Here is a 2,685-nt window from a genome sequence, read left to right as displayed (position 1 = left end):
CGCCATCACGCGCAGGCTGCCTAACCTCTTACCCCAGATGGACCAGAGCCTCCGCTCCTGAACACCGCTGAATGTCCCAAATCATCTGACGACAGACAGAACGCGATCCGTGCTTGGCTTGGGTCGCCATTGAGTTAGAGGAGGCGTAGCCCTAACCCAAGCAAGCCATAGGCATAACTGTGGAGGTCGAAGCTGAGTTGGGGCGAGAAGGCGGGCGCTTCAGGTGGGAGAACGCCGTCGCGCCAGATCATCGCCCGCGCCTGGCCCCGCGCGATGAGCCTGCCGCGGAAGCCCGTCGTCGTCGCTTCCGTTATGGCGGCTATTATCGCGTCAGGGCTGGTTGGCATCGGCTATGACCTGAGCGTAGACGGCCCCCACGAAGGCGGCATGGCCATCGACGTGCAGACCGACACCCCATTGTCCGATTGGACCGGGGTAAGCTTGCAGCGCCTGCGTCAGCAGCGCGTGCGGAGAGTTTCCGGAGAAGGTGAAGAGAAGATGTTTGACGCTCTCGGGCGGGATGCCGTGCCGATAGAGCGCTTCGTCGATCGCGTCGACAAGCGGCGCATCAGTGCCCAGTTCCATCAACCGAGCCGAGATAAAGGACAGCGCATGCGACGACGGGAGGCCGCCATCCTTATCGAGGCCGATCCGCGCCTCCTGTAACGTCTGGGCACGGAGGTCGATGCGGCTCTTCGCTTCCGTCTTCAGGAAGCGAAGGCGCTGCGTCGCGGGATCGAGGATCATACCGATGACGTCGTCGCCGCGCATCGCCATGTTGCGGTGATCCTTCCAGCGCAACCGTTTTATGGGCGCGCGATAGCCGCTGTGTGCATTGATCCACTCAGTTGCGTAAATCTCACCGAGATCGCCCGAACGGATCTGCGGCGTCTGAGGGAGAAGATCGGTGATCATCTTCGCGGCGGCGGGCTTTCCCAGCCTTGCAAGCGCGCCGGCGATACGTTCCTCGGCGGCGTAGTGGACCGGCAGGGCCGTGGCCGTCACCTGTATGCCGGTCGCCGAGTCGGCAGGCCGGCCCGTTATGACCCGAACGTGATGATTGCCTGCGGGGGTGTCGGCGGAGTCGCACCAATCGTTGAATTGAACCATGCGCCTCGCCCTCAGCTCGGAAAGAGGTCGCGAACGCGAAGGAAGGGCATGCCGGTTTCGGCCGCCCTGCGCACCTTGCGTTCAAGTACCTGGGTGAGCGGTATTCCCCGGTCGAGCATCTCGTAGAGATCAAGACCGTCCATGCAGATCACGCGCTTGCCCCGACCAAAGGCCACCAGACCGTCTTCAGAGAAGCCGCTGTTGCTGACGAACAGGCCGCGCGTCCATGCCGCCTTCTGCTCGATTTTGCCATGGAACGTATGCAGCTCGGCGACGCCGATGGGTTGCCCGTGCCACTTGGCTTCGAGAAGATAGACCTCGCTGCCAAGCAGAAAGCTGCCGTCGATCTGTTCGCCTTTCAGTCGGAACGGGTCCTGAGCCGCAAGGCCGAAGGTGTTAAACAGGCCCTTGAGGAAACCTTCGAAGGCGTAGCCCCGCGCTTGCGGGCCGAGCGTCGTGACCTGCAGGAGGTCTGCCTTGATCTGGGCGATCGTCTGCTTGTCGACCGCGCCTGTGTTCGCGCTGGGCTCCGACGCCTGCGGCGTGGCGCGGCCAGAGAGTCGGCTGATCAGCCCTTGATAGCGGCTCTCTGCATTGACGACGGGATCTTTCCCGCCCGTGCGTGCAAGATATTCCCAGCGATGCTCCCAGAGCGCCGCAAGCGTGCGGACGGCGGTGGCGTCGTCGCAGCTCTGCAGGAAGTAGCGCAGGCGCTTGCCCTTCGAGCCGCCATTCACCGCGTACTTCGGGTCATCGATATTGACCTTGAGCTCGGAGGCGAAGAAGTCCGCGAAGCTATTATCGGAAAAATCCAGCACAAAGCCGGGATCTCGTGCGAAGTCGACGAGATCATCCACAAGCCGAAGATCGATGGAGCGTATCGCGCTAATAAACTTTCCTCCCCGGCCTGTAGCTTTGCGCTAGTTATTGATGGTTTCTTGGAGCTTCTCGATTTTTGCAAGTATGACGTCAAAGGCGGGCGGGCTGTCATCGAACATCATTGGCGCCATCGCACGATAGTCTGCACGCAGATCCCTCATCCGCGCCTCGCTCGGCATCAGGCGCAGTGTCCCTGGCCGCGCGGTGTCGTAGCTGGCCCAGCCCGATCGGAAGAAGGTCGCCTTTTGCTTCGCCACCGTCGCCAGAAGGTCGAAATCGCCTGCGGCGGCTTTGCCCTCGTCGGTGTCTAGAGCAGCATCCGATCATGTTGGATCATATGCGTCGTAGCCTGCGGCGGCGAGATACTGGCGGCATTCGGCTGGCGTGAAGCGTCTGAAGGCTTGTCGGATTGTGTCCCAGAGGTCGCTGATCGTTCGAGCGGCCTCGGCTCGAAGAATGGCCTTGAGCTTGGCGAAGGCGAGTTCGATTGATGGTGTGGATGGCTCCTGCTCCCGGGTTTGCGTTGGGGCATAGTCGGGATGTTGTCGCCTCACGCTGAGGAGCCACCCATGTCCGAGCTTGCTACGGTCGGTATCGACCTTGCGAAGAGCGTTTTCCAAATCCACGGTGTCGATGAAAGCGGTCGTGTTCTCGTGCGTCGCCAACTGCGTCGAAGTCAGTTGCTCGCGTTTTTCG

At 61.6% G+C, this 2,685-nt stretch carries 3 protein-coding genes and 1 pseudogene; all 4 read right to left on the bottom strand.

Annotation, left to right across the window (positions count from 1 at the left end; translation table 11 throughout):
- Positions 1-330: 330 nt before the first annotated feature.
- On the bottom strand, positions 331-1,110 hold the full coding sequence (locus ASG51_RS17355) for a Hachiman antiphage defense system protein HamA (protein WP_056382130.1): 780 nt from the start codon (positions 1,108-1,110) through the stop codon (positions 331-333).
- A gap of 11 nt (positions 1,111-1,121) precedes the next feature.
- Positions 1,122-1,967, bottom strand: coding sequence for a restriction endonuclease (locus ASG51_RS17350; RefSeq protein ID WP_244480179.1), 846 nt, complete (start codon positions 1,965-1,967; stop codon positions 1,122-1,124).
- Between the two features lie 63 nt (positions 1,968-2,030).
- A complete protein-coding gene (locus ASG51_RS17345; RefSeq protein ID WP_056382128.1) occupies positions 2,031-2,246 on the bottom strand; it encodes a hypothetical protein in 216 nt (71 codons plus the stop codon).
- Between the two features lie 66 nt (positions 2,247-2,312).
- Positions 2,313-2,685 (bottom strand): annotated as a pseudogene (locus ASG51_RS25185) (hypothetical protein); the annotation flags it as partial.

Source organism: Methylobacterium sp. Leaf465 (assembly GCF_001424705.1).
In the GTDB taxonomy this organism is placed as follows: Bacteria; Pseudomonadota; Alphaproteobacteria; order Rhizobiales; family Beijerinckiaceae; genus Methylobacterium.
This window is presented reverse-complemented; position numbering and strand designations above follow the sequence as displayed.